We start from the raw sequence: 22868 nt of genomic DNA, 5'->3' as shown, positions 1-22868 counted from the left end.
GGTTTGATGGCCGACAATGCCCAGCAAAAAGCCCGCCGAAAGCGCGGTAAAAGGTTGTTATTGTTTTATTGCGCCGCAGCGTGCCGCGGCGCTGAAGGTTATTTCTGCGCCTGCCGATCCGCCGCCAGAATAAAGGCGAACTCCAGCGCGCCGTTTTCCAGCCGCGCGAGGCGGCCCGATTTGCCGCCGTGGCCGGCGGTCATGTCGGTGGAAAGCAGCAGCAGCGAATCGCCCTGCTTGAAGCGCCGCAGCTTCGCCACCCATTTGGCCGGTTCCCAATACTGCACCTGCGAGTCGTACAAGCCGCTGGTAACCAGCAGGTTCGGGTAATGCTGCCGGCGCACGTTGTCGTACGGGCTGTAGGATTTCATCAGCGCATAGGCGGCCGGCTGGTGCGGGTTGCCCCACTCCTCGTACTCGCCGGTAGTCAGCGGAATGCTGTCGTCCAGCATGGTAGTCACCACGTCGACGAACGGCACCTGCGCCACCACTGCGTTGTACAGCTGCGGCGCCTGATTGATCACCGCCCCCATCAGCAAGCCGCCGGCGCTGCCGCCCATGGCGTAGATGCGCCCCGGTTGGCCGTAGCCGTCTTTGATCAGCGCCTGGGTAGCATCGATGAAGTCGTTGAAACTGTTCGGTTTGTGCGTCAGCTTGCCCTGTTTGTACCAGCTCTGCCCCAGCTCGCCGCCGCCGCGCACGTGGATCAGCGCATAGACGAAGCCGCGATCCAGCAGGCTGATGCGGTTGGCGCTGAACGCCGGATCCATGCTCATGCCGTAAGCGCCATAGCCGTACACCAGCAGCGGGTTATGCCCGTTTTTGAACAGCGATGTGCGGTACACCAGCGAGACCGGCACCTTCACGCCGTCGCGCGCCGTGACCCAGATGCGCTCGCTGTGATACAAGCTCGGATCGACGCCTTTCACCTCCTGCTGCTTCAGCAAGGTGCGCTCGCCCTTGTTCAGATCCCACTCATAGGTGCGGGTCGGCGTGGTCATCGCCGAATAGCCGTAGCGCAAGCGATCGCTGTCCGGCTCCGGGTTATAGCCCAGCCAGGCCATGTAGCTGGCGTCGTCGAACGGGATGGCGCGCTCGGTTTTGCCGTCCCAGCTGATTTGCCGCAGCTGCACCAGCCCGTTGGCGCGCTCCTGCACCACCAGCCAGTCGCGGAACAGGCTGAAGCTCTCCACCTCGTGCTGCGCCTGCGGCGCGATCAGCGTCTGCCAGGGTTTACCCGCCGCCGCCGTGTGGTACAGGCCGAAGTTCGGGTCCTGATGGTTAGAGCGCAGGTAGAACTCGCCGCGGTAGTGATCGAGATAATACTCGCGGCCGTTCTGCCGGGCGGCGAACAGCTGCGGCTCGCGCTGCGGCTGGTTGGCGTCGATCAGGCGCACCTCGGAGGTGGTGTTGCCGCTGATGGTCAGAATCAGGTAATCGCGCGAGGACGAGCGGCCGAGGCTGAGGTAGAACGCCGGGTCGTTTTCCTGGTACACCAGCTTATCTTCCGCTGTCGGCGTGCCGTACTGATGGCGATAAACCTGGTATGGCAACAGCGTTTGCGGGTGGTTGCGCACGTAGAACAGGGTTTGGTTATCGTTGGCCCACACCATATTGCCGGAGGTGTTTTCCAGCGTTTCCGGCGACCAACGCCCACTGTCTATCTGGCGCAGGGAGATGCGGTATTGGCGGCGGCCCTGCAGATCTTCGGCCACCGCCAGGTGGCGGTTGTCCAGGCTGACGTCCATCGCCCCCAGACGATAATAGGCATGGCCGGCCGCGCGCTGATTGGCGTCCAGCAAGGTTTGCCATGGCGCGTCGGCGGTGAGCGCCTGGCGTTGATACAGCACGAAATCTTTACCGGCGGCGTAGCTTTCCTGATAGCGATAGCCGTTGAGCTGATACGGCACCGAACGATCGTCAGGGTTCATGCGGCCCAGCATCTCCTGATACAGCGTGGCGCGCAGCTTCTGGTACGGCGCCATCATCTGCTCGGTATAGCGGTTCTCCGCCTTCAGGTAGTCCAGCACCTTCGGTTCTTTTCGGCTGTCGTCGCGCAGCCAGTAGTAATCGTCGGTGCGCGTCTCGCCATGCGCCGTCAGCGCTTTCGGCGCGCGTTCCGCCAACGGCGGCTGCGGTTGCGCCAGCGCGGCGCCGGCGAGGCCTAAAGAAAGCCAGAGCGCGGCCGCGATGCGACGGCGCGGGGTGAATAACAGCGGATTCATAATCCCTCACGAAGTTTGAAGAGGCGCACGACGGCGATGCGGCGCCTGCGGGCATTAACGGCGGGCATTCAGCTCCGCCAGATTGAAATCGATCGGCATCGTCACCTTGACGGCCCCCTGTTGCAGCATCTCCGGCGGCGGCGGCGGCAACGGCTGGGCGCGCGACACCACCGCCACCGCTTCCCGATCCAGCGACGCGGTGCCGGAACGCACCTGCAGCATGACGTTCGAGACCCGTCCCTGCGCGTCAACGCTGAAACTGACCTGCGGCATGCCGCTGCGCCGCCGGCTGCGGGCATCCAAAGGGTAATCCTTGATGCGGTTCAGTTTGCCTTTCACCAGGCTCTCCCACGACAGTTTGGCCTGCGCATTGCTGTTGGCGTCGCTGTTGATCGGGGCGGCGGTCTGGTGGGAGATCGTCTGCGCCTGCGGCGCGGCGGCGCTGGACGCGGCGGCATTGCGCGTCTCTTTGGCCTGTTCTTGCGGCTTCGGCTGCGCTTTTTGCGGGGGACGGTGTTCAGCGCGCTTCTTCTGCGCCGTCACGATTTTTGCTTTATCGGCGCGCGCCAGCTTGGGCAGATCCGGCTGTTGCTGCTGCTCCGCGGGCTGCGCCGCGGCGGATTCCGCCTGCTGCACGCCCAGCGGCAGCGGCTTGCTTTCCGGCGCTTCAATCTGCGCCGCCCAGCTCATCATCACCGCCGGCGGCGGCAACACCACCGGCTCCAGCGCCGTCTGCGGCCAGTAAAACAGCAGCACCAACGCCGCGTGCGCCGCCAGGGCGAGCAGCAGGCCGCGCGCCCAGCGCGGCTGCGGCAGTTCAAAGGCCGGGAGGGAGTAAGACTGACTTAACATAGGGGCATTAGCTTGCTTAATTGCGAATGATTGCAGATCACATTTACTAATGATAATCATTTGCAACTATAATTAACACCCCTTTTCACTCTCTTAACGTATTCATTTCACTGATGGTGTGATCCACAGGTAGTCTGCGGTGTTCGCATCGACCTGTACGCCCGGTTCCGCCAGCATCAGCACCGTCGGCACCGCCGCCGGTTGCAGATCCCGCACGTGCAGCGGCACGCCCACCGATTTGGCGGCGTGATAGCCACCGGCGATCAACAACGCGGGCGTCGGTGCCGCCAGCAGACGTTCCGCCATGCGCCGATCGCGCTGCTGCTGGATCGCCAGCATCGCGTGCAGTTGGTCGGCCTCAATCTTGCCGCCGTGCGAAGTGCGGATGGTCTCTTCCAGCGCCTTGCGCACCGCCGGCTGCGCCGATAGCTGCCCCGCCGGGAACTGCGGCTGCTGATAGAACGCCGTAATCTCGCTGCGATCCAGGTTGGCCGACCACAGCGGGTAAGGCGCACGCATCGCCGCCATCGTCACCCCGCCATACAGCTCCCACTTCCAGCCCGGCTGCCAGGCGATCAGTTCCGCTACGCGGCCGTCACGCACCGTGGGATCGCTCTGCAGCCACTGTTTGACCTTGTCGACCTGCGCCTGCTGGTTCGGGTTGATCATCTCCATCAGCACGCTGCCCTGCGGCCGCCGTTGCGGCAGCTGCTGCACCAGCCATTGCTCAATCTGATGGTGGTAAGGATTGTCATGCTTCTCCCCCAGGATCACCCGCGGCTGCTGCGCCAATCGCGTCAACAGCTGCTCCGGCGTCAGGGTCGCGCCGCTGTGCAGATCGGTGATGCTACCCAGACTCACGACGTCGCTGGCCGGCGTCTTAACCGGCGTTTGGCTGCAGGCGCCAAGCGCCAACGCCGCCAATAAAATCAGATATCTCATCATGTTGCCCCATTATCGAAAATGGCGACATTATAGATAATAATTATCATTTGCATATAGATTTGGCTTAACGATTTTTTTACGCGGCGATCGCCGGCTGCGCATTGCGTTGAAAAAGCATTGCGGGTATAACCAATAGCCATTCAGATATTTAGACGTCTATACGGATAGATTATTATGCAACCATCGGCACCCGCCGCAGGACAGTTCAAACGCAGCATGAAGGCCCGGCACCTGGTGATGCTGTCGCTGGGCGGCGTGATCGGTACCGGGCTGTTTTTCAACACCGGCTACATCATCTCCACCACCGGCGCGCTCGGCACGCTGCTGGCCTACCTGATCGGCGCGCTGGTGGTGTATCTGGTGATGCTGTGCCTGGGCGAACTGTCGGTGGCGATGCCGGAAACCGGCGCCTTTCACGTCTATGCTTCGCGCTATCTGGGGCCGGCCACCGGCTATGCCGTCGCCTGGCTGTATTGGCTCACCTGGACGGTGGCGCTCGGCTCCAGCCTCACCGCCGCCGGATTCTGCATGCAGTACTGGTTCCCGCAGTCGCCGGTGTGGCTGTGGTGCCTGATCTTCTGCGCGGCCATTTTCCTGCTTAACGTGGTGACCACCCGCTTTTTCGCCGAAAGCGAATTCTGGTTTTCGCTGATCAAAGTGGTGACCATTCTGGCGTTCATCATACTGGGCGGTGCCGCCATGTTCGGTCTTCTGCCGATGAAAGACGGCACGCCGGCGCCGTTCCTGCATAACCTGACCGCTTCCGGCTGGCTGCCGCACGGCACGCTGCCGATCCTGATGACCATGGTGGCGGTGAACTTCGCTTTCTCCGGCACGGAGCTGATCGGCATTGCCGCCGGTGAAACCGAGAACCCGGAAAAAGTCGTACCGCTGGCGATCCGCACCACGGTGATCCGCCTGATGCTGTTCTTTATCGGCACGGTCTTCGTGCTGGCGGCGTTGATCCCGATGGATCAGGCGGGGATCGTCAAAAGCCCGTTCGTGCTGGTGTTTGAACGCATCGGCGTGCCTTACGCCGCCGATATCTTCAACTTCGTGATCCTGACCGCCATCCTGTCGGCGGCCAACTCCGGCCTGTACGCTTCAGGGCGCATGCTGTGGTCGCTGGCCCACCAGCGCACCCTGCCGGCCTACTTTGCGCGCGTCAATGCGCGCGGCATTCCGATCAACGCCCTGACCTTCAGCATGCTCGGCGGCGTGCTGGCGCTGCTGACCAGCGTGATCGCGCCAGACACGGTGTTTGTCGCCCTGTCGGCGATCTCCGGTTTTGCGGTGGTGGCGGTGTGGCTGAGCATCTGCGCGGCCCACTATGCTTTCCGCCGCGCCTACCTGCGCAGCGGCCAGCCGATAAGCGGCTTGAAATACCGCGCGCCCGGCTACCCGCTGACGCCGATCCTCGGCTTTGCGCTGTGCCTGCTGGCCTGCATCGGGCTGGCGTTCGATCCGGAGCAGCGCATCGCGCTCTACTGCGGGCTGCCGTTCGTCGCCCTGTGCTACCTCACCTATTTCCTGACCCGGCGCGCCGGGCAAAAAAACGCTTTGGGAGAACAACATGTCGGTTAACAACCCTGTCGCCCGCCTGCTGGCCGAACACCCCACGCTGATCCTGGACGGCGCGCTGGCCACCGAGCTGGAAGCGCGCGGCTGCGATCTGACCGATCCGCTGTGGTCGGCCAAGGTGCTGATTGAAAATCCCGAGCTTATCTATCAGATACACCTCGATTATTTCAACGCCGGCGCCCAGTGCGCCATCACCGCCAGTTATCAGGCCACGCCGCAGGGCTTCTTGCGCCGCGGCCTGGATCAGGATCAATCGCTGGCGTTGATCGCCAAAAGCGTGCAGCTGGCGCAACGCGCGCGCCGCGATTATCTGGCCGCGCACCCGCAGGCGGCGCCGCTGCTGATCGCCGGTTCGGTGGGCCCGTACGGCGCCTATCTGGCCGACGGCTCGGAATACCGCGGCGACTACCGGCTGGCGCAGGATGACATGATTGCCTTCCACCGGCCGCGCCTCGCAGCCCTGGCCGCCGCCGGCGTCGATCTGCTGGCCTGCGAAACGCTGCCGTCGTTCACCGAACTGCAGGCGCTGCTGACGCTGCTGCAGGAGTTCCCGACGCTCGGCGCCTGGTTCGCCTTCACCCTGCGCGACAGCCAACATCTCAGCGACGGCACGCCGCTGACGGAAGTCCTGTCCGCGCTGCGCGGCAATCCGCAGGTGCTGGCGATCGGCATCAACTGCATCGCGCTGGACAAGGTCGCCCCGGCGCTGCGCCAACTGGGCGCGCTGGCCGACAAACCGCTGCTGGTTTATCCGAACTCCGGCGAGCACTACGATGCGATCAGCAAAACCTGGCACGCGTGCGGCGGCGAGCACGGCAGCCTGGTCGATCAGGCGACAGAGTGGCGCGCGCTCGGCGCACAATTGATCGGCGGCTGTTGTCGCACTACGCCGCAGGATATTCGCGCCATCGCCGCGCGCTGTAAGAAATGAGCAGGGGGGTTATTCGGTTAGCCGGCGTAAGTGTTCAGCGGCTTGTTCAACGTTGAGGCGGCCTTGAGCTGCTTCAACCGTAATTTCGACCAGTTCTGCGTCTTCCCGCAGTGCAATGCCATTAATACCGAGAAATAGCGCCATGCTTTGGAAGGCCGTACGTTTGTTGCCATCAAGAAAAATGTGACCGTGGCTGATGGCGATGAGATAGAGCGCGGCCAAGCGGTAAACGTCTGTGACGTTCTCGTAGTGGTAAGCATTGAGCACGCGGTTGGCTACAGCCTCAACTTTGCTGCCTTCCTGGCGGCCGTGAGGCACAATTTCAGCATTGAACTCCGCAATATCCTCTGCGGTCAAAAAGATCATCTATTCGCCAGCGCCTTAATCGTATCCGCGTGTTTAGCCTGAATGCGCGCTTTCACTTTGGCTTTGACCAAAACCTCATAGTCGGCCTTACTGATGATGTAAACCTCATCGTGTCCGCGGCGCGTCACTTCCACCGGCTGTTTTTGCGCTTCCAAAAGCACCTCGGCCAAATTGTTTCTCGCCGCCGTGTAGCTAATCGTAGTCATTTTCTTTACCTGTACATGTACATATTTGACGATTATTTGTACCACGTCCACTGGAAATAAAAAAGCCCCCGGCGCCAACGGCGCAGGGGGCCAGTCACTCAACCCGGGCTTACAGTGGTTCGGTCTGGGCTTCCACTACCGCCAGCGCCACCATGTTGACGATGCGGCGCACCGAGGCGATCGGCGTCAGGATGTGCACCGGCTTGGCGACCCCCATCAGCACCGGCCCGACGGTCACCCCTTCCGAGCAGGAGACGCGCAGCAGGTTGTAGCTGATGCGCGCCGCTTCCATGTTCGGCATGATCAGCAGGTTGGCTGAGCCTTTCAGCGGGCTGTCCGGCATCAAATCGTGACGGATGCTTTCCACCAGCGCGGCGTCGCCGTGCATTTCGCCGTCGATCTCCAGCTCCGGCGCCAGCTCATTCACCAGCTCCAACGTTTTACGCATCTTGCGCGCCGCCGGGCAATCAGACGAACCGAAGCTGGAGTGAGACAGCAGCGCCACCTTAGGTTCGATGCCGAAGCGGCGCACGGTTTCCGCCGCCATCAGGGTGATCTCCGCCAGCTGTTCCGGCGTTGGATCGTCGTTGACGTAGGTGTCGGCGATGAAAGTGTTGCCGCTCGGCAGCAGCAGCGCGTTCATCGCGCCGGCGACGTGCGCGCCTTCACGGAAGCCGAACACGTTCTTCACCACGTCGTAATGCTCGTGGTAGCTGCCGATGGTGCCGCAGATCATCGCATCCGCTTCGCCGCGGTGCAGCATGATGGCGGCGATCAGCGTCGGGTTGCCGATCACCGCGCGGCGCGCCTGTTCCTGCGAAACGCCGCGGCGTTTCATGATCTGGTAGTACTCGCCCCAGTATTCGTTGAAGCGCGGGTCCGACTCGTTGTTCACCACTTCGAAATCTTTGCCCGGCGTTAGCTGCAGACCCAGCTTTTTCAGGCGCATCTCGATCACGCTCGGGCGGCCGACCAGGATCGGGAAAGCCAGCCCCTGCGACACCAGCTCCTGCGTGGCGTGCAGCACGCGCTCTTCCTCGCCTTCCGCCAGCACCACCCGCTTCACCTCTTTGCGCGCCTGCGAGAAGATCGGCTTCATGAACAGGTTGGTTTTGTAGACGAACTCCGCCAGCTTCTCGACATAGGCGTCGAAGTCTTCGATCGGGCGCGTCGCCACGCCGGAATCCATCGCCGCCTTGGCCACCGCCGGCGCGATCTTGACGATCAGGCGCGGATCGAACGGTTTCGGAATGATGTATTCCGGGCCGAAGGAGAGATCCTGGTCATCATAGGCGGAAGCCACCACGTCGCTCTGCTCCGCCAGCGCCAGATCGGCGATGGCATGCACGCAGGCCAGTTTCATCTCTTCGTTGATAGTGGTGGCGCCCACGTCCAGCGCGCCGCGGAAAATGAACGGGAAGCACAGGACGTTGTTCACCTGGTTCGGGTAGTCGGAACGGCCGGTACAGATGATGGCGTCCGGGCGCACCGCTTTGGCCAGCGGCGGCAGAATTTCCGGTTCCGGGTTGGCCAGCGCCATGATCAGCGGATCGCGCGCCATGGTTTTCACCATATCCTGCGTCAGGACGCCCGGGCCGGAGCAGCCGAGGAAGATGTCGGCGTTCGGGATGGCGTCGCCCAGCGTGCGCTGACCGTTATCCTCGATGGCATAGGCGGCTTTGGTCTGCTCCATGTTGGCGTCGCGGCCTTTATAGATGACGCCTTTGGAATCGCAGACGGTGATGTTCTGTTGACGCAGCCCCAGCGCCACCAGCAGGTTCAGACAGGCGATAGAGGCCGCACCGGCGCCGGACACCACCAGCCGTACGTCGGAGATGTTCTTCTTCACCACGCGCAGGCCGTTGAGCACCGCCGCAGTGGTGATGATCGCCGTGCCGTGCTGGTCGTCGTGGAACACCGGGATCTTCATGCGCTCACGCAGTTTCTGTTCGATGTAGAAACACTCCGGCGCCTTGATGTCTTCCAGGTTGATACCGCCGAAGGTCGGTTCCAGCGCGGCAATAATGTCGATTAATTTGTCAGGGTTATGCTCATCCACTTCGATATCAAATACGTCGATACCGGAAAACTTCTTGAACAAAACGCCCTTGCCTTCCATCACCGGCTTACCGGCCAACGCGCCGATATTGCCCAGCCCCAGTACCGCCGTGCCGTTGGAAATCACCGCCACCAGGTTGCCGCGCGCGGTGTATTTGTAGGCCGCCAGCGGATCTTCGGCGATCTCGAGGCAAGGCGCGGCGACGCCCGGCGAATAGGCCAGCGCCAGATCGCGCTGGGTCGCCAACGGTTTGGTAGGGGAAACCTGGATCTTCCCTGGGACAGGAAACTGATGGAAATCAAGGGCACTCTGTTTGAGCTGTTCGTCCATTATGGATTCCTTTGTTTTTTGCTTTTATGTTGAGGTAAGGCTTTGAGGCTGCGCCCTGCCGTGGGCCATGGCGCCCAAGTACAATGACAGGGCACAGCCTTGAAGTATAGTGAGAGAAACCTCACAAACTTTGAAGCGCGCCATAACCTTGGTCGAAATTCCGTTTTAAAAGTAAAAAAAGAAGGTCTGCGGGACGAGCAAAGAAACGCCGCCGTCAGCGCGGCGGCAGCATGGCGCGCCAGGCGTTGAGCGTATCCACCTGGCCGGCGCAAATGTGTAACGAGGTTTGTAACGCCAGGGCATAGCTTACCGCATCGCCCCAGGTCTTCCCCTGCAACTGCGGCTGCTCACAGGGAGCGAATACCGACTCAGGGGGCAACAGCGGCACGGCCTGCGGCGCCGGCGGCCGGGCGCAGGAGCTCAAGCACAGCGCCAGGCAGAGGCTGAGCAGCGCAGGGATCGTTTTTAATCGCGTCACGGTATTTCCTCTGATAAGCCTCGTGTTGTTGGCGCAGCTGCTGTTCCTGCCGCTGCTGCGCCGCCATCAACGCACGGTTTTGCGCATCCTGAGTCTGCAGGGTGGCGATTAGTCCGGCCTGCTGCGCCAGGCTTTTTTGCAGTTCCTCCGCCTGCTGGCGCACAGACGCCAACTGGTGCGACAGCAGCGAGCTGTAGCCACCGAGGCAAATGGCCGCCAGCAACAGCAGCAGCAACCCGCCCTGCATCAGTTTTTGCAGCCAACCGCTCATGCCGGGTAGTCCCGGAACGTCAGCTGGAAGTGCGGGCCGTCCTTGAGGGTTTTCCATTCGCCGCCCCATTCGACGATGATGCCGCATTCACGCGCCGCGCGCCGCACCGCCACCGCAATCTGCGCGTAGTAATCCCACTCCCAGGAGACCACACCCGCCGGCATCGCCACCACATCCACCGCGTGACCGGTCAGATGGCGGCTGCGCAGCGTTTGGCTGCTGCCGGCGCGCACCATTTCCCGCTGGCGCGCCATACTGCGCAGCCCCTCGCTGACGGAAAACGGCACCAGGGAATAACGCAGCGCCAGACGAATAACGCGCACCAGATCCGGGTGTACGCCGCGCAGGTTTTCTTCGCTGCGGGCAGTAAAGCGAATCTCTTCGATGTCATTTAACATTTTTAAACCCCGTCTTTTTGCCGATGAATTTTTTAATTAAGGCGTTGATGTAATCCGCCCCCATAAAACCAATCAGTACGCTGGCCAAATTCGCCCAGTTTAATTCCAGGCCCATCAACGCCAGCGCATCGCGCACCGTCCAGGCCAATAACGCGCACATCGCCGCATTCAATAAACGGCGCCGAATACCCACGTTGCGATAGGCACCGTGTAATAGCGCCATCACGCCGGCCAGAATGGCGTTCAATACCGGCTGAAGATATTCACATACTCGCTGGACTATTAAGCCAACAGCGTCAGGCTCTATGCTGGACATAGCTCATCTCCTTTTTTATTTTTAATTAAATGCCAATCACGGCCGGTGGGACATCGGATATTCAGAATCTAATTAAGGATGCTATTACAAAGCAAATGAATAAATACAGCCCCTATGGTCGAATTCATTCATGCTGAGCGCTGGCACAACTCATCAGCGCCAATTTGTGCAGCAGTGAATAAAAATTCATTGTCATTGTGATTTATTTCGACTTTTGTTTTCACTAAAAATAAACATTAATGGCAACGGGAAATATTTCCCCATCATAAAAACATCCACTCTGGAGAAATGCCATGTCCACACGTAAAGCGGTTATTGGGTATTATTTTATTCCGACCAACCAAATCAATAATTACACCGAGACCGATACGTCTGTCGTGCCGTTCCCGGTTTCCAACATCACGCCGGCCAAAGCCAAACAGCTGACGCACATCAACTTCTCGTTCCTGGATATCAACAGCAATCTGGAATGCGCCTGGGATCCGGCCACCAACGACGCCAAGGCGCGCGATGTGGTCAATCGTCTGACCGCGCTCAAAGCGCACAACCCCAGCCTGCGCATCATGTTCTCCATCGGCGGCTGGTACTACTCCAACGATTTGGGTGTGTCGCACGCCAACTACGTCAACGCGGTGAAGACCCCGGCGTCGCGCACCAAGTTTGCCCAATCCTGCGTGCGCATCATGAAGGATTACGGCTTCGACGGCGTGGACATCGACTGGGAGTATCCGCAGGCGGCGGAAGTAGACGGTTTCATCGCCGCGCTGCAGGAGATCCGCACCCTGCTGAACCAGCAAACCGTCACCGACGGCCGCCAGGTGCTGCCGTATCAATTGACCATCGCCGGCGCCGGCGGCGCTTTCTTCCTGTCGCGCTATTACAGCAAGCTGGCGCAGATCGTCGCGCCGCTCGATTACATTAACCTGATGACCTACGATCTGGCCGGCCCTTGGGAGAAGGTAACCAACCACCAGGCGGCGCTGTTCGGCGACGCGGCCGGGCCGACCTTCTACAACGCGCTGCGCGAAGCCAATCTGGGCTGGAGCTGGGAAGAGCTGACCCGCGCCTTCCCCAGCCCGTTCAGCCTGACGGTCGACGCTGCGGTGCAGCAACACCTGATGATGGAAGGCGTGCCGAGCGCCAAAATCGTGATGGGCGTCCCCTTCTACGGCCGCGCCTTCAAGGGCGTCAGCGGCAGCAACGGCGGCCAGTACAGCAGCCACAGCACGCCGGGTGAAGATCCGTATCCGAATACCGATTACTGGCTGGTGGGTTGCGAAGAGTGCGTACGCGACAAGGATCCGCGTATCGCTTCCTATCGCCAGCTGGAGCAGATGCTGCAGGGCAACTACGGCTATCAGCGGCTGTGGAACGACAAGACCAAAACCCCTTACCTGTATCATGCGCAGAAAGGGCTGTTCGTCACCTATGACGATGCCGAGAGCTTCAAATACAAAGCGAAATACATCAAGCAGCAGCAGTTGGGCGGCGTGATGTTCTGGCATCTGGGGCAAGACAACCGCAACGGCGATCTGCTGGCCGCACTGGATCGCTATTTCAACGCCGCGGACTACGACGACAGCCAGCTGGATATGGGCACCGGGCTGCGCTACACCGGCGTCGGCCCCGGCAACCTGCCGATCATGACCGCGCCGGCCTACGTGCCGGGCACCACTTACGCGCAGGGTGCACTGGTGTCCTATCAGGGTTACGTCTGGCAGACCAAGTGGGGTTACATCACCTCGGCGCCGGGCTCAGACAGCGCCTGGCTGAAGGTGGGCCGCGTGGCGTAAGTCGTAAAAAAACCCCGTAGCCGAATGCTGCGGGGTTTTCATTGAGTTAACCGTTTGATTTTCGCGTCCCTTCGTGTCTATTCCATCAGTTGTGGCACCACGGATAGCCGCCATCCCGTACCACTTCGCGGCCCATCAGGCTGTAGACATCGCTTTTGCGCGTCAGCCGCTCATGCCACCAGTTAAACCCGGCGCCCTTGCTGGCCGGGTGCCACGCCAGCCAAATCATTTCGTCGCCCTTTTGCATTTCCACCGGCACCGTCACCAGTTCGCCGCTGGCCAATTCCTTTTCGATCAAAGCAGGCGGCAGAAAAGCGTGGCCGATGCCGCGTTTGAGCAGCGCCAGGTTGCTTTCCACGTCGCATACCACCAACTGACGCTGCAAGGGCAGCGTGCCGTGATTGCGCTTGGGCAGCTCGTGGCTGCTGTCGGCGATCACCACCACGATGTCGTTCAACCGCTGTTTCTTGCACACCGGTTTTCTCTGCGCCGCGAACGGGTGCGAAGGCGACACGCATAGCACAAAGTTGAGCTTGCCGAGCATCAGGGTTTTGGCCTGTACACTGTCGGGAATTTGGCCGATGGCGATGATCAGATCCGCCCGGTTGTTCTTCAGCGCATCCCAGGTACCGTTCAACGCTTCCCGCTGCACCGAGATACTGGCGTTCGGGCAATGCTGAATATAGTCGCGGATATCCTGCGTCAGGGTTTCCAACGGGAAGAAGGTGTCTACCGCCAAGCGGATATTATTGTCCAGCTTGGGGATGTTGCGCACCCGGCTTTCCAGATCCTGCACCGCATTTAATATCCAGCTGCCCTCCTGCAGGAGAAACTCCCCTTCATCCGTCAGGGTAATCATGGGGCCATTGCGATGAAAAAGTTTCACGCAGAGTTTGCTTTCAATATTGGAAACCCGATAAGAAATCGCCGAAGGCGTTTTATGCAGTGCCTCCGCCGCCATAGAGAAAGATCCGGTGCTCTTGATGGTGCTGATTATTTTAATCGCGTCCAGGGATAATCTAGTCATACAAATTCCTCTTTAAAATAAAATAAGAAAAATGACACTAAATTCCCAAGGTGGTGGCGCACAAAAATCGATCAAATCGAACAAGGGTACTCATAGCAACAAGCAATATACTTCATAAATGAGAGCGCTATCTTAAATACTATTCATCACGACCTGATATAAAATTCATCATAGCGCCCTACTTTTACACAGCGACAGTTAAATAAATTCAGCCTAACGATCAAAGATCGTCATCATAATAATTTTCGTTAATAGCCGTTAAAACATTCCGCTCTATCGCATGACCAGAATGATAAAAATAAAACAAGCCGACAAGAAGGGTTATTTCCAATTGCGTTATTACTCTCTCATTTTGTCGGTGAAATACGCTCAACTTACAACATTATTTCAGTCAGGAGTGACTTATGAACAAAACTTCCCGTACCCTGCTCTCTCTGGGCCTGCTGAGCGCGGCCATGTTCGGCGTTTCGCAACAGGCGAATGCTCACGGTTATGTCGAGTCGCCAGCCAGCCGCGCCTACCAGTGCAAACTGCAGCTCAACACGCAGTGCGGCAGCGTGCAGTACGAACCGCAGAGCGTCGAAGGCCTGAAAGGCTTCCCGCAGGCCGGTCCGGCTGACGGCCACATCGCCAGCGCCGACAAGTCCACCTTCTTCGAACTGGATCAGCAAACGCCGACGCGCTGGAACAAGCTCAACCTGAAAACCGGCCCGAACTCCTTTACCTGGAAGCTGACCGCGCGTCACAGCACCACCAGCTGGCGCTATTTCATCACCAAGCCGAACTGGGACGCTTCGCAGCCGCTGACCCGCGCTTCCTTTGACCTGACGCCGTTCTGCCAGTTCAACGACGGCGGTGCCATCCCTGCCGCGCAGGTCACCCACCAGTGCAACATACCGGCAGATCGCAGCGGTTCGCACGTGATCCTTGCCGTGTGGGACATAGCCGACACCGCCAACGCCTTCTATCAGGCGATCGACGTCAACCTGAGCAAATAATCGGTCAAATGAGGAGATCGTTGAGGGTTCAGCCTGGCGCTGAACCCTTTATTTTTGCAGGTGCCGCTATTGCGACATGTTGAGGATAGTGCGCACATTGAGCGCGCTGGTGGCGATAATGTCGATGGCACCGGTACGCAAAGCGCCCAAAATCGCCAACGCCTTGGTATTCTCGGAAGCAATGGCGATCACGCAAGGGATTTTGCGCAGCTCATCGATGCTTAGCCCGATCACTCTGTCATTCATTACCGTGTCGACATGCTGCCCCTGGGCATTGAAAAAGTCATAGCCGGCGATGTCGCCGATCACGCCCTGATTAAGGCTGGCGTCGATAATCTCGTGCGGCGTGAACCATCCCAATTTCACCATATAGCTGTTTTCATTCATGTCGCCAATGCCGACTAACGCCACATCGGCCTTACGCGCGCGATCCAGGGTTTCCTTGATCGTGCCGTTCTGCATGAAGGCGTCTTTCAGCGCGCGATTTTCAACGTAGGCCGGCGCGTAAAGCGTCTCGCTGCTGCCGCCGAACTTCTTCGCCAAGCGCCGGCTGATATGGTCGGCATTGATCGCATCGCCCGGACGGTGAGTACCGCCGATGCCGCAGATGAACTTGCAGTTGCGCTCCGTCACGTTGCCGACGTGATCGGCAATCGCCGCCACGTTGCGTCCCTGGCCAACCGCCAACACCATATCGTCTTTCAGCGACATCGCCAGATAGTTGGACACCAGCGCCGCCACTTGCCGACGCTGTTCCTCTTCGTCCTGATGGTCGAGCGCGATCAGCGCGCGGCTGATGGGAAAACGTTCCATCATCTGCTGTTCCAGCCGGGTGCTGAATACCGGGTGATAACGCACGTTGATCTCGACGATGCCTTCTTCCTTGGCGCGCTTGAGCAAACGACCGACTTTGATCCGTGAAATGCCGAATTTTTTGGCGATCTCTTCCTGCGTGATCTCATCCTGATAATAAGCAACGGCGATTTCGGTCAGCAGTTCGTTATCCTGGGACACAGTTTGTTTTTCCATCCGTTAGACGTTTCCCCACGGCAGGCCGGTTAATCATGTCGGAGGGACGATACACGCCCCTCCGACAATGCTGAATGCCCGCTAGTATAACGCGATCAGGCGGCAACGGTATTCAGTCGTTGCTCCACCTCGTCCGCCAATCGGGTCAAGAGCAGACAGCAAGATACCGCGCCGGCATCCAATACGCCGCGCGAACGCTCGCCCAGACGGCTGGCGCGGCCGATTTTCGCCACCAGCTCGCGCGTGGAATCGCGCCCGCGCGCCGCGGCGCTCCTCATCTGTTCCAGCGCAGCGGCGAAGTCGTCACCGCGCCCCGCCGCCTGCTCAAACGCCGCTACCGCCGGTATCAGCGTATCCATCAGACACTTGTCCCCCACGCTCGCGCTGCTGATGTCCTGCAGTTCGCGCAATCCGCCGTGCAACATCGCCAAAAATGCCTGCTTATCCAGCACGCTGCGCTCGCGCACGCTCTCCGCCATGCCCATGAACAGGCTGCCGTACAACGGCCCCATCGAACCGCCGATGCCCTCCATCAGCGCATCGGAAACCGCATCGAACGCCTGCGCCAGCGTGAGCGTGCGGCCGCGAATGGCATCGCCGCACATCGCGAATCCCTTCGACATGTTAATGCCGTGGTCACCGTCGCCGATGGCGCCGTCTATTTCGCTCAGGTATTCGCGGTTGCTGACAATGGTGTCTATCAGCCCCGTAACGATCTCACTGCCGTACCGGGTTGAAATTTGTTCCGTCATGATTCACTCCACCTGAGTTAAGCCTAAAGATTGCGCCGGCATGTCCAGCAGCGTTTTCAGTTCGTCATCCAGCGTCATCAGCGTCAGCGTCACGCCCATCATTTCCAGCGACGTGAAGTAATTGCCGACGTAGCGCCGATGCACCCGCACGCCTTTCGCCGTCAATCGGCGCTCTATTTCGGCATAATAGATATACAGCTCCATCACCGGCGTGGCGCCAAGCCCGGAGATCAGCAACGCCACCTCCTGCCCCTGTTCCAGCGGCATGTCGTTGAGCACGAAATCGAGCATGGTGCCGGCCATCGCCGACGCCGACTGGATCGGCGACACCTCAATACCCGGTTCGCCATGATGGCCAATGCCGATCTCCATCTTGCCGTCTTCGATATGAAAATTGGGTTTGCCGACCGCGGGAATGGTGCAGGAACTGAGGCCGACGCCGATCGAACGACACCGGTCGATGGCTTTTTGCGCCGCGCCGATCACGCCGTCCAGATCGTATCCCTTGGCCGCCGCCGCCGCGCCGACCTTCCACATCAGAATTTCGCCGGCCACGCCGCGCCGTTTGTCGATCTCACTGGCTGGCGCCGAGGCGACATCATCGTTGGCCACCACGGTTTTCACCCGTATGCCGGCCGCCGTGGCCTTCTTGATCGCCATCTTGACGTTCATGTTGTCGCCGGCGTAGTTGCCGTACAGGCAAGCGACGCCCGCACCGCTGTCCGCCGCCTTGAAAGCGTCGAGAAAAGCCCCCGCCGTAGGCGATGAAAAAATCTCGCCAATCGCGACGGCATCCAGCATGTTTTTGCCGACATAGCCCAGGAACGCCGGCTCATGGCCGGAACCGCCGCCGGTGACGATGCCGACTTTGCCGGCGATCGGCGCCGGCGGATATTTCAACACCCGCGCATTGTCGGTGGCGGCGTAATAGTCTGGGTGGGCCAGCCTATAGCCCTGAATGGCGTCTTCCACTACGTGATCGGGATCGTTAATGATTCTGTTCATCGCGGCCTCTCTGTCGCCTGAATAAGAAATTATTGAATGGTGTAACCGCCGTCGACCACCAGGTTGGCGCCGGTGATCATCGCCGCCGCGTCGCCGGCCAAAAACAGGGCGCTGGCGGCGATATCTTGCGGCTCAGCAAAGCGCCGCAGCGGGATTTTCTGCTTCATCTGCTCAGCCACCTCGCCAGACCAGGCCTTACGGCCCAGCTCCGTCAAAACGACGGTGGGTGAAATGGCGTTGACCCGCACGTTGTGCGGCCCCCACTCCAGCGCCAGCACCTGAGTCAACCCGATCACGCCCGCTTTGCTGGCGCAATAGGCCAGGTGATTCGGCAATGCCACCACCCCCGCCTGCGAGGCGAGATTGATGATGCTGCCGCCGCGCTGACTAATGAAACGGCGCCCTACCGCCTGGCAGGTAAGAAACACGCCTTTCAGATTGACCGCCAGGGTTGCATCCCACGCCGTTTCCGGCAGTTCCTCAGCAGGATGCAGCGCGACGATGCCGGCGCTGTTGACCAGCACGTCCAGCCGCCCGAAATGCGCCTCAATCTGCGCCACCGCCCGCTCCACCGACGCGGCATCGGTGACGTCGGCCACGACGCCCAACGCCGCCTCGGCGTCCAGCTGTCGCGCCACTTCCGCAACCTGTGGCGCCCGATCGAGCAGCGCCACGCACGCGCCGTTTTGCAGATAGCGTTCGGCGATAGCGAGGCCGATCCCCGCAGCGCCGCCGGTAATCAGCGCCACCTTGCCCTGCAGCGAGAGCTCGCGCGGCGCCGTAGTTTGATGATTAATCATATATTTCCCCTTAAAACTGTGAACTTCACCCTCGGTCAGGATATTTTCGCCAAACTCGCGCCGCGTTCTTCCGACGCCGTCGCGCTTTCCTTCGGCAGCGTGACAAATTTCATCAGCACGCCGCTGAACAGGTACAAGCCGGTAAAGATCCAGATCACGCCAACGGTGCCGAGACTGCCGATAAACAGCCCCACCACCGCCGGGCCGACAAAGGTGCTCAGGCCGGCGCCCAGATTGAGAATCGACATCGCCGCGCCCTTATTGTTCGGCGCCAGCGACGGCATGATGGCCGACAGCGGCACGAACGCCGCCAGGCAGGCGCCGAACAAACCGGCGGCACAAACGGTCAGCAGGTAGTTGGCGCCAAAGAATTGCGGCACGTAGTAGAACATCAGCGTGGTCAAGGCGCAGCCGACGCAGCCGAACCACATCACCACATTGCGCCAGCCGAGACCGTCGCTGATCACGCCGAAAATCAGGTTGAAAATGATGTTGACCGTCCACAGCGCGGCGTACATCTGCAGCCAATGCGTGCGGGTGAACCCCATATCCATCATGTACATGGGCATGAATACGACGAAGCCGTAAGCCGCAGAGGTATTAATGGTGCGCACGATGCCGCCCAGGCCAATCTTCGGGTTTTCAAACGCGATGGTGATGCCTTTCAAGACGTAACCCAGCGACGCTTTTTCCCGGTTGCCGCTCTGTGCCGCGCCGTCGTCGCGATTGAGCATCAGCGCAATCACCGCGCCCAGCACGACGAAAATCAGCGCGCTCCACAGCGTGTGGATCTCGCCGAGATAAGGCAGCATGATGCTGGAATACAGCACGCCCAGCACGCTGAGCCCGCCGCTGTAGACGAACCAGAAAATCCCCACCGCCGACCCCAGCCTTTCCGGCGGCGCCTCATACGCCACCCACACCAGAAAACCGTAGGCAAATAGCGGATAGCCCAAGCCGCGCAGCGCATAGGTCGGCACCATGATCGCCAGGTTGTTGCTCGGCAGGCCAAACGTCAAAAAGCACACCGAACCGAACAAGAACAGCAGCAGGCCGGCCAACATCACCCGCCGGGCGGTAAAGATTTCCGCCAGCACGCCGGAAAACCAGGCGGCGATCGCGGCCGCAAAGCCATAAACGCTGAACAGCAGCGCCGATTCCTGAATGCTCAGCCCTTTGCCAATCAAATAAGGCGACAGCCATCCTTGTTCCAGCCCTTCGCCCATCATGAACACCAACACGCCGGCATAGCCCAGCAGCAGTTTCGGTGACAGACCAATGCGATGAATCAGTCCATGCAACATAGAACACCCCAGCACATGTGATTATGGAGGCGCAGGCTCGCCCGCACCCGAAGAACGATGCAGGTTTCAGAGGTTTGGATTAAGCACCACTTTGATTGAACCGATGCCGCGCTTCATCAGCTCGAAGCCCTCGGCGAACTGTTCCAGCGGCAGCGTATGCGTCACCACGCCTTCGGTCGGCAGATCGCCATTGGCGATGCCTTCTATAACCAGCGGGTAGCAGTAAGGGCCGAGGTGCGAACCGAGCACGTCCAGCTCCTTGCGGTCGCTGATGATGCTCCAGTCGACGGTCACCGGATCCTTGAACACGGAAAATTCGACGAAGGTGCCGAGTTTGCGGATCAACGTCAGGCCCTGTTCCACGGACTTTTGGGCGCCGGTCGCCTCTATGTAGATGTCGCAGCCGTAGCCGTCGGTCATCGCTTTAACCGCCGCGGGCACGTCGTCACGGGTCGGGTTCAGCGTCACATCCGCGCCGAAGCGCTTCGCCAGCGCCAGACGCTCGTCGGACAGATCCAGCACCACCAGCTTCGAGGGCCCGGACTTTTTGATCGCCCCGATCATGCCCAGCCCCAGGGTGCCGGCGCCGGCCAGCACCACGACATCGCCCAGTTTGATATTGGCGCGTTGCACCGCATGGAAGGAGCAAGCATAGGGTTCGATCAGAATGGCTTTTTCGATCGGCAAGTCGGCCGGCACGTGATAGTTAATCGCCTCTTTGGTGAACTTCATGTACTCGGCCATGCCGCCATTGACGTTTTTCTGGAAACCGTACAGGTCATGCTTTTCGCACATCCAATACTGACCGCGGTTGCAGAAGCGGCATTGCCAGCAGGGAACGATTTGTTCTGATATCACGCGATCGCCGAGATTGAAGCCCTCGACGCCTTCGCCGTATCCCACCACGTGGCCGATAAATTCATGGCCGGGGATCATCGGCGCCTTGATGTATGCCGGTTGTTTTTCATCGCCCCAGAAGCTGGGCGCCCCTTCGAACGCTTTAACATCGCCGGCGCAGATGCCGCAGGCCTCGATCTTCACCAGGATCTCTTTCGGGCCAATCTTCGGTACCGGCACCTGTTCCAGGCGGTAATCTTTCGGGGCGTACGCCACAACCGCCTTCATGATCTCGGGGATACCGGCCGCCATTTTCGCCTCTGTCATGCAGGTCTGACACATAGCACTCTCCTCTGGTAGGGGAACTTATTTTGATCATTAACACACACAAAGAACAAATGAACACTAACGCCACGCGTTCAATTTGCCCACAGTGAACTTATCAAAGTGTGATATCGCTCAAAAACCCGTCTACATGAGGATGAATAACGATTAAAACCTCTTTTTTAGTGACGAAAGTCACCTTTTACAGGCGCAAACAGAAAACACGACGAAAAAACAAAAGAACACAGATTGAACATTTGATTAAACAGAGATACGGTAATGAACGTGGCGCCACCGAGGATCGCCGCCCTTTTCGTTACCAATCAGGAGACCGCTATGCTGCCTATCGCCATCGGCGCCGACGATGCCGCCATTGAATTGAAGGATCTGATCGTCGCCCACCTGCAACAACGGGACATTCCCGTCATTGACTACACGACGGATCGCACCGCAGAAACGGGGATCTATCCCGATATCGCCTATCGCGTCGCACAGGCGATACGGGAGGAAAAACATCGGCGGGGCATCCTGCTGTGCGGCACCGGCATCGGTATGAGCATCGTGGCCAATAAAGTGCCCGGCATTCGCGCGGCGCAATGTCACGATACCTACTCCGCCCAACGGGCGCGCAAAAGCAATGATGCTCAGATCATCACGCTGGGCGCGCGGGTCATCGGTGCCGAGCTGGCGAAAACCATCGTCAATGCCTGGCTGGAGTCGGAGTTTGAAGGGGGAGGTTCGGCGCCGAAAGTCGAGCGAATCGGCTATTACGAAAACGCGGTCGGACGGCGTTAAATCGCCTGCAGCCATGATGGCGGTCGTGCATAAGCCGCGCTCCGCCTGGGTTTACTCGGCATTCATTGTTATTATCCATCGCAACAATCAGAAAAAGCGCATTTTCATTCTCGACCCGATGATGCAGTGTGTTCCCCCTATGATGAAAAAGGTTCTCATTTCCCTACGTTGAGCTTGGTCAAGGAGCTTATCAATGAATCAATTAGACGCACTCAAGCAGCTGACCACGGTGGTCGCCGACAGCGGCGATATCGAATCCATCCGCCAGTTCGAACCCCAGGACGCCACCACCAACCCTTCGCTGATCCTGAAAGCCGCCGCGCTGCCGCAGTACAAAGCGCTGATCACCGAAGCGCTGGAGTATGCCCGCCGCCAGGGCGGCAGCAAGGAAACCCAGCTGATCAACGCCAGCGATAAACTGGCGGTCAACATCGGCGTCGAGATCCTCAAAAGCGTGCCGGGCCGCATCTCCACCGAAGTGGACGCCCGCCTGTCGTTCGACCGCGGCATGTGCGTCGCCAAAGCGCGCAAACTGATCGGCATGTATCAGGAACAGGGCATCGACAAATCGCGCATCCTGATCAAGCTGGCTTCCACCTGGGAAGGCATCAAAGCCGCCGAAGAGCTGGAAAAAGAAGGCATCAACACCAACCTGACGCTGCTGTTCTCCTTCGCACAGGCCCGCGCCTGCGCCGAAGCCGGCGTGTATCTGATCTCGCCGTTCGTCGGCCGCATCTATGACTGGTACCAGGCCAAACAGCCTGCCGCCGACTATGACGCCGATCAGGATCCGGGCGTGAAATCGGTGCGCACCATCTATGAATACTACAAGCGTCATCGTTACCAGACGGTGATCATGGGCGCCAGCTTCCGCAAAGTTGAGCAGATCCTGGCGCTGGCCGGCTGCGATCGCCTGACCATCGCGCCGAACCTGCTGGAGCAGCTGAAAAACAGCGAACAGCCGGTCGAGCGCAAGCTGACCCCGTCGACCGAGGGCTTCCACCAACCCGCTCCGCTGGCCGAAGCGGAATTCCGCTGGCTGCACAATCAGGACGCCATGGCGGTAGAAAAACTCGCCGAAGGCATCCGCCTGTTCGCCGTCGACCAGCAGAAGCTGGAAGACATGTTGGCCGCTCAACTGTAACCGCACTGGAGTTTCGTTATGTCTTCTCGTAAAGAGCTTGCCAACGCCATCCGCGCACTCAGCATGGACGCCGTACAAAAAGCAAATTCCGGCCACCCGGGG

24 protein-coding genes are annotated in these 22868 nt (G+C 59.7%); 7 read left to right on the top strand and 17 right to left on the bottom strand.

The window, feature by feature from the left end; all coding sequences use genetic code 11:
* Positions 1 to 98 precede the first annotated feature (98 nt).
* From N6G83_RS00115 to N6G83_RS00105, 3 genes are all read right to left on the bottom strand, one after another.
* Positions 99 to 2225 carry a S9 family peptidase gene (locus N6G83_RS00115; protein WP_260516229.1) on the bottom strand — a complete coding sequence of 709 codons (2127 nt, stop codon included), beginning with the start codon at positions 2223 to 2225 and terminating at the stop codon, positions 99 to 101.
* A gap of 54 nt (positions 2226 to 2279) precedes the next feature.
* On the bottom strand, positions 2280 to 3077 hold the full coding sequence (locus N6G83_RS00110) for an energy transducer TonB (RefSeq protein ID WP_025303797.1): 798 nt from the start codon (positions 3075 to 3077) through the stop codon (positions 2280 to 2282).
* Positions 3078 to 3179: 102 nt separating this feature from the next.
* Positions 3180 to 4019: a ChaN family lipoprotein gene (locus N6G83_RS00105; protein WP_025303798.1), complete on the bottom strand. Its 840-nt coding sequence runs from the start codon at positions 4017 to 4019 to the stop codon at positions 3180 to 3182.
* Positions 4020 to 4196: 177 nt separating this feature from the next.
* Between N6G83_RS00105 and mmuP the strand changes: the two genes are divergently transcribed.
* Both mmuP and mmuM read left to right on the top strand, forming a co-directional pair.
* Positions 4197 to 5606: an S-methylmethionine permease gene (gene mmuP / locus N6G83_RS00100; protein WP_025303799.1), complete on the top strand. Its 1410-nt coding sequence runs from the start codon at positions 4197 to 4199 to the stop codon at positions 5604 to 5606.
* Entirely contained in the window at positions 5596 to 6534 is a 939-nt protein-coding gene (mmuM, locus tag N6G83_RS00095; protein ID WP_260516228.1) for a homocysteine S-methyltransferase, read from the top strand. The genes mmuP and mmuM overlap by 11 nt, the downstream gene beginning before the upstream one ends.
* Positions 6535 to 6543: 9 nt before the next feature.
* On the opposite strand, the gene N6G83_RS00090 is transcribed toward mmuM, so the two are convergent.
* The 7 genes from N6G83_RS00090 to N6G83_RS00060 all read right to left on the bottom strand — a co-directional run bounded on the left by N6G83_RS00090 (position 6544) and on the right by N6G83_RS00060 (position 10958).
* Entirely contained in the window at positions 6544 to 6900 is a 357-nt protein-coding gene (locus N6G83_RS00090; protein ID WP_025303801.1) for a type II toxin-antitoxin system death-on-curing family toxin, read from the bottom strand.
* Complete coding sequence (locus N6G83_RS00085; RefSeq protein ID WP_004936539.1) at positions 6897 to 7106, bottom strand: type II toxin-antitoxin system Phd/YefM family antitoxin; 210 nt, start codon at positions 7104 to 7106, stop codon at positions 6897 to 6899. Before N6G83_RS00085 ends, N6G83_RS00090 begins: the two co-directional genes overlap by 4 nt.
* 109 nt (positions 7107 to 7215) lie before the next feature.
* The gene (maeB, locus tag N6G83_RS00080; protein ID WP_016926766.1) at positions 7216 to 9495 is read right to left on the bottom strand and encodes an NADP-dependent oxaloacetate-decarboxylating malate dehydrogenase; all 2280 of its coding nucleotides are present in this window, start codon (positions 9493 to 9495) and stop codon (positions 7216 to 7218) included.
* Positions 9496 to 9709: 214 nt separating this feature from the next.
* Positions 9710 to 9883, bottom strand: a complete 174-nt coding sequence (locus tag N6G83_RS00075) for a hypothetical protein (RefSeq protein WP_049205380.1) — start codon at positions 9881 to 9883, stop codon at positions 9710 to 9712.
* The gene (locus N6G83_RS00070; protein ID WP_049209349.1) at positions 9864 to 10244 is read right to left on the bottom strand and encodes a DUF2570 family protein; all 381 of its coding nucleotides are present in this window, start codon (positions 10242 to 10244) and stop codon (positions 9864 to 9866) included. The genes N6G83_RS00075 and N6G83_RS00070 overlap by 20 nt, the downstream gene beginning before the upstream one ends.
* Positions 10241 to 10642, bottom strand: a complete 402-nt coding sequence (locus N6G83_RS00065; protein WP_025303803.1) for a M15 family metallopeptidase — start codon at positions 10640 to 10642, stop codon at positions 10241 to 10243. The genes N6G83_RS00070 and N6G83_RS00065 overlap by 4 nt, the downstream gene beginning before the upstream one ends.
* Positions 10632 to 10958, bottom strand: a complete 327-nt coding sequence (locus N6G83_RS00060; protein ID WP_033643982.1) for a phage holin, lambda family — start codon at positions 10956 to 10958, stop codon at positions 10632 to 10634. Before N6G83_RS00060 ends, N6G83_RS00065 begins: the two co-directional genes overlap by 11 nt.
* 293 nt (positions 10959 to 11251) lie before the next feature.
* On the opposite strand from N6G83_RS00060, the gene N6G83_RS00055 reads away from it, so the two are divergent.
* Positions 11252 to 12751: a glycosyl hydrolase family 18 protein gene (locus N6G83_RS00055; RefSeq protein ID WP_260516227.1), complete on the top strand. Its 1500-nt coding sequence runs from the start codon at positions 11252 to 11254 to the stop codon at positions 12749 to 12751.
* Positions 12752 to 12836: 85 nt separating this feature from the next.
* Here the strand turns inward: N6G83_RS00055 and N6G83_RS00050 are convergent, their stop codons facing one another.
* Positions 12837 to 13778 (bottom strand): LysR family transcriptional regulator, encoded by a 942-nt coding sequence (locus N6G83_RS00050; protein ID WP_025303805.1) that lies wholly within the window; start codon positions 13776 to 13778, stop codon positions 12837 to 12839.
* Between the two features lie 404 nt (positions 13779 to 14182).
* On the opposite strand from N6G83_RS00050, the gene N6G83_RS00045 reads away from it, so the two are divergent.
* The gene (locus N6G83_RS00045) at positions 14183 to 14776 is read left to right on the top strand and encodes a lytic polysaccharide monooxygenase (RefSeq protein WP_004936574.1); all 594 of its coding nucleotides are present in this window, start codon (positions 14183 to 14185) and stop codon (positions 14774 to 14776) included.
* A 66-nt stretch (positions 14777 to 14842) separates the two neighbouring features.
* Here N6G83_RS00045 and N6G83_RS00040 read toward each other — a convergent pair whose 3' ends face one another.
* The 6 genes from N6G83_RS00040 to N6G83_RS00015 all read right to left on the bottom strand — a co-directional run bounded on the left by N6G83_RS00040 (position 14843) and on the right by N6G83_RS00015 (position 20845).
* A complete protein-coding gene (locus tag N6G83_RS00040; protein WP_025303807.1) occupies positions 14843 to 15805 on the bottom strand; it encodes a sugar-binding transcriptional regulator in 963 nt (320 codons plus the stop codon).
* A 95-nt stretch (positions 15806 to 15900) separates the two neighbouring features.
* The gene (gene dhaL, locus N6G83_RS00035) at positions 15901 to 16557 is read right to left on the bottom strand and encodes a dihydroxyacetone kinase subunit DhaL (protein WP_043140390.1); all 657 of its coding nucleotides are present in this window, start codon (positions 16555 to 16557) and stop codon (positions 15901 to 15903) included.
* Positions 16558 to 16560: 3 nt separating this feature from the next.
* The gene (locus N6G83_RS00030; RefSeq protein ID WP_015378693.1) at positions 16561 to 17562 is read right to left on the bottom strand and encodes a dihydroxyacetone kinase subunit DhaK; all 1002 of its coding nucleotides are present in this window, start codon (positions 17560 to 17562) and stop codon (positions 16561 to 16563) included.
* A 29-nt stretch (positions 17563 to 17591) separates the two neighbouring features.
* On the bottom strand, positions 17592 to 18362 hold the full coding sequence (locus tag N6G83_RS00025; RefSeq protein WP_025303809.1) for an SDR family oxidoreductase: 771 nt from the start codon (positions 18360 to 18362) through the stop codon (positions 17592 to 17594).
* Between the two features lie 35 nt (positions 18363 to 18397).
* Positions 18398 to 19666: an MFS transporter gene (locus N6G83_RS00020; RefSeq protein ID WP_167324503.1), complete on the bottom strand. Its 1269-nt coding sequence runs from the start codon at positions 19664 to 19666 to the stop codon at positions 18398 to 18400.
* 66 nt (positions 19667 to 19732) lie between these two features.
* Positions 19733 to 20845, bottom strand: coding sequence for an MDR/zinc-dependent alcohol dehydrogenase-like family protein (locus N6G83_RS00015; protein ID WP_025303811.1), 1113 nt, complete (start codon positions 20843 to 20845; stop codon positions 19733 to 19735).
* A 318-nt stretch (positions 20846 to 21163) separates the two neighbouring features.
* On the opposite strand from N6G83_RS00015, the gene rpiB reads away from it, so the two are divergent.
* The 3 genes from rpiB to N6G83_RS54895 all read left to right on the top strand — a co-directional run.
* Positions 21164 to 21622 carry a ribose 5-phosphate isomerase B gene (gene rpiB / locus N6G83_RS00010; RefSeq protein ID WP_197791250.1) on the top strand — a complete coding sequence of 153 codons (459 nt, stop codon included), beginning with the start codon at positions 21164 to 21166 and terminating at the stop codon, positions 21620 to 21622.
* Between the two features lie 193 nt (positions 21623 to 21815).
* Positions 21816 to 22766, top strand: a complete 951-nt coding sequence (tal, locus tag N6G83_RS00005) for a transaldolase (RefSeq protein ID WP_016926754.1) — start codon at positions 21816 to 21818, stop codon at positions 22764 to 22766.
* Between the two features lie 18 nt (positions 22767 to 22784).
* A partial coding sequence (locus N6G83_RS54895) for a hypothetical protein (RefSeq protein ID WP_134267863.1) occupies positions 22785 to 22868 on the top strand: 84 nt, incomplete at its 3' end.

This window comes from Serratia sp. PL7, assembly GCF_945957435.1.
Note: the sequence above shows the minus strand (reverse complement) of the source record. Positions and strands in the feature narration are given on the sequence as shown.